Genomic DNA, 4,243 nt, shown 5'->3' on the forward strand with positions numbered 1-4,243 from the left:
CGGCGCGGCACCCGCGGGCGCGGACGTCGCGGGTCCGGCCGCGCGGCGGCCACGGCTGACGGTCGTGCTGCTGTCGCCGTCGACGCTGGGCGCCGAGTACTGCAGCGGCACCTGGCGGTCCGGGCCGTCGATGCCCTTGGCCACGAGCACGGGCGGCGCGCCCACCGCGGCGGCGGCGCCGACGGCACCGGCGATCCCCGCCTCGCGACCGGCCGGCGCGGCGGCACCCTCGGCACCGGCTGCCTGGCCCGGCTCGGCGACCTTGACCTCGAGGTTGAAGAGGTACCCGACGGCCTCCTCCTTGATCGCGTCCGTCATCGCCTGGAACAGCTGGTAGCCCTCGCGCTGGTACTCGATCAGCGGGTCGCGCTGGGCCATCGCCCGCAGGCCGATGCCCTCCTTGAGGTAGTCCATCTCGTAGAGGTGCTCGCGCCACTTGCGGTCCAGCACCGAGAGCACGACGCGCCGCTCGAGCTGGCGCATGTTCGGCTCGCCGAGCGACGCCTCCCGCTCCGCGTACGCGATCCGGGCGTCGGACAGCAGCTCGGCCTTCAGCATCTCCGGCGTGAGCCGGCCGAGGCCGCCGGCCTGCTCCACGACCTCCTCGACCGTGATGGACACGGGGTACACCGTCTTCAGCGTCGTCCAGAGCTGGTCCAGGTCCCAGTCCTCGGGGTGGCCCTCGGCGGTCGCGGCGGTCACGTAGTCGTCGAGGACGTCCTCGAGGAAGTGCTGGACCTGCTCCTGCATGTTCTCGCCCTCGAGCACGCGGCGGCGCTGCTCGTAGATGACCTCGCGCTGCCGGGACAGCACGTCGTCGTACTTGAGGACGTTCTTGCGGATCTCGAAGTTCCGCGCCTCGACCTGCGACTGCGCGGACCGGATGCCGCGGGTCACGATCTTGGACTCCAGCGGCAGGTCGTCCGGGAACCCGGCGCGGGTCATCATCGACTCGGCCATGCCGGAGTTGAACAGCCGCATCAGGTCGTCCTGGAGCGACAGGTAGAACCGGGACTCGCCCGGGTCGCCCTGCCGGCCGGAGCGGCCGCGGAGCTGGTTGTCGATGCGGCGGGACTCGTGCCGCTCGGTGCCGAGCACGTACAGGCCGCCGAGCTCCACGACCTCGTCGTGCTCCGCGGCGACCGCGGCCTTGGACTTCTCCAGGGCCTCGGGCCACGCGGCCTCGTACTCCTCCGGGCTCTCGTTGGGGTCCAGCCCGCGCCCCGCGAGCTCCGCGACCGCCATGAACTCGGCGTTGCCGCCGAGCATGATGTCGGTGCCGCGGCCCGCCATGTTGGTGGCGACGGTGACGGCACCCTTGCGACCGGCCTGCGCGACGATCGACGCCTCGCGGGCGTGCTGCTTCGCGTTGAGCACCTCGTGGGGGACGCCCGCCTTGCGGAGCTTGCGCGACAGCAGCTCGGACTTCTCGACGCTCGTGGTGCCCACCAGCACGGGCTGGCCCTTGGCGTGCCGCTCGACGATGTCGGCGACGACCGCGTCGTACTTGCCCTCCTCGGCCTTGTAGACGAGGTCGGGCTGGTCGATGCGCTGCATCCCGCGGTTGGTCGGGATCGGGACGACGCCCAGCTTGTAGGTGCCCTGGAACTCGGCCGCCTCGGTCTCGGCGGTACCGGTCATGCCGGCGAGCTTGTCGTACAGGCGGAAGTAGTTCTGCAGGGTGATCGTGGCGAGGGTCTGGTTCTCGGCCTTGATGACCACCCCCTCCTTCGCCTCGATGGCCTGGTGCATGCCCTCGTTGTAGCGGCGGCCGGGCAGGACGCGGCCGGTGTGCTCGTCGACGATGAGCACCTCGCCCTTGTCGACGATGTAGTCCTTGTCCCGCTTGAACAGCTCCTTGGCCTTGATGGCGTTGTTGAGGAAGCCGATCAGCGGGGTGTTCAGCGACTCGTACAGGTTCTCGATGCCGAGGTAGTCCTCGACGCGCTCGATGCCGGGCTCCAGGACGCCGACGGTGCGCTTCTTCTCGTCGACCTCGTAGTCGCGCTCGGGCTGGAGGCGGCGCACGACCTTGGCGAACTCGGCGTACCAGCGGTTCGCGTCGCCGGAGGCCGGGCCGGAGATGATGAGCGGGGTGCGGGCCTCGTCGATGAGGATGGAGTCGACCTCGTCGACGATCGCGAAGTGGTGGCCCCGCTGCACGAGCTCCTCGGTGCTCCACGCCATGTTGTCGCGGAGGAAGTCGAAGCCGAACTCGTTGTTCGTCCCGTAGGTGATGTCCGCGGCGTACTGCACCCGGCGCTCGGCGGGCGTCTGGCCGGACAGGATGACGCCGGTGGTCAGCCCGAGGAACCGGTAGACGCGGCCCATGAGGTCGGCCTGGTAGCTGGCGAGGTAGTCGTTGACCGTGACGACGTGCACGCCCTTGCCGGTCAGCGCGTTGAGGTACGCCGGCGCGGTGGCGACGAGGGTCTTGCCCTCACCGGTCTTCATCTCGGCGATGTTGCCCCAGTGCAGCGCGGCGCCGCCCTGCAGCTGGACGTCGAAGTGCCGCTGCCCGAGGGTGCGGCGCGCGGCCTCGCGCACCGCGGCGAACGCCTCGGCCATGAGCTCGTCGAGGGACTCGCCGTCCGCGAGCCGGGCCTTGAACCGGTCGGTCTCCTCGCGCAGCTCGGCGTCCGACAGGGACGTGAAGCTGTCCTCCAGCGCGTTCACCTGCTGGGCGACGCCCGACAGCTTCTTGAGGATCCGTCCCTCGCCCAGGCGGAGGACCTTCTCGAGGATCGCAGGCACGTGCACTCCCGACTCGCTGCGCCCCACGTGGCCACGTGCGGCGTCCCGGCGTCCCGACCGCACAGCCGGGCCCCGACCATCGTAGGTGAGGCGGCGTGACGACCAGCAACCCGGCGCCGCACCCGGGTGGGACCCGGGCGGGACCCGGGTGCGTCAGCCGGCGGAGAGCGCGCTCGCCAGCACCGGGGCCAGCGTCCCGCGCGGCGTGCCGTCCCTGTCCCCCACCACGACGTCCTCCAGGCCGAGCCAGGCGGCGAGCAGCCGCAGCTCGACCGCGAGGTCCGCCGCGATCGCGCCGGGCGAGGAGTCCGGCACCGCGCCCGGCACCGCCCGGGCCGGCTCGGCGGGGTGCGCGGCGTGCACCCGGAGCAGCCCGGCGCGGCGGTCCGCCTTGAGGTCCACCAGCGCGGCCAGCCGCTCGCCGCGCAGGAACGGGAGCACGTAGTAGCCGTGCACCCGCTGCGCCTCCGGCACGTAGATCTCGATGCGGTACCGCAGCCCGAACAGCTCCTCGAGCCGGCGGCGCTCGAACACGAGCGGGTCGAACGGGCTGAGCAGCGCCCGGCCGGTCGCCCGGCGCGGCAGGTCGGCGTCGGCGTGCAGGTAGGTGGGCCGGGCCCAGCCGTCGACCTGAACCGGCACGAGGGTGCCCTCGTCCACCAGGTCGGCGACCGCGGCCCTGGCGCGCGGGCCCTTGATCCGGAAGTAGTCGAGCAGGCAGCGCTCGGAGGCCACGCCGTGGGCGCGCGCGGCGATCCGCAGCAGCTCGCGCACGGCGTCGTCGTCGTCCGGTTCCGGCGCCGCGAGCACGGCCGGCGGGAGCACGCGCTCGGCGAGGTCGTAGCAGCGCTCGAACTGCGGGTTCCGGCGCGCCGAGGCCACCTGGCCGGTGAAGAACAGGTACTCCAGGACCCGCTTGGCCGCCGTCCAGTTCCAGCCCCACTCCGTCCGGTCCCGCGGCACGGGGCCCTCAACGCGGGCGTGCACCTCGCTCGCCGTGAGCGGCCCGTCCTCGGCGATCATCGCCAGGACGTCGCCCACGAGCGGCGAGTGGGTGAGCGGCACCTCGCGGATCGAGCCCCAGGCGTACTCCCGGTACGCGCGCCGCCGCCAGCCCAGCAGGGCGTACGTCTCCGGCGGGACGTACGAGGCCTCGTGGGCCCAGGTCTCGACCAGCCGCCGGGGCGCGCGGCCCGCGGCGCGGTCCAGCAGGGCCGGGTCGTACGGGCCGACGCGGGAGAACGTCGGCATGAGGTGGGCCCGGGCGACGACGTTGACCGAGTCGATCTGCAGCAGGCCGAGCCGGTCGACCACCTGCTGCAGCTGGCGCATCGTGGCGGGGCCGGTGCGCTCGGCACGCGGGCGGTCGAGGCCCTGGGCCCGCAGCGCGACCCGGCGGGCCTGGGACAGCGACAGGGTGGCGGACGGCCGGTGCGCGGTGCCGGTCGCGGCGCGGCGCGTCGCGGCCAGGCGGCGGCGGGGGGCGGCG

2 protein-coding genes are annotated in these 4,243 nt (G+C 73.1%); both read right to left on the reverse strand.

Annotated features, from left to right (window positions below; genetic code table 11):
• A partial coding sequence (gene secA, locus FA014_RS18460) for a preprotein translocase subunit SecA (RefSeq protein WP_154731081.1) occupies nt 1-2,754 on the reverse strand: 2,754 nt, incomplete at its 3' end.
• Between the two features lie 153 nt (nt 2,755-2,907).
• Nucleotides 2,908-4,224: a winged helix-turn-helix domain-containing protein gene (locus tag FA014_RS18465; RefSeq protein WP_230323392.1), complete on the reverse strand. Its 1,317-nt coding sequence runs from the start codon at nt 4,222-4,224 to the stop codon at nt 2,908-2,910.
• Nucleotides 4,225-4,243 lie beyond the last annotated feature (19 nt).

It is taken from the genome of Cellulomonas hominis (assembly GCF_005239125.1).
In the GTDB taxonomy this organism is placed as follows: Bacteria; Actinomycetota; Actinomycetes; order Actinomycetales; family Cellulomonadaceae; genus Cellulomonas; species Cellulomonas hominis_A.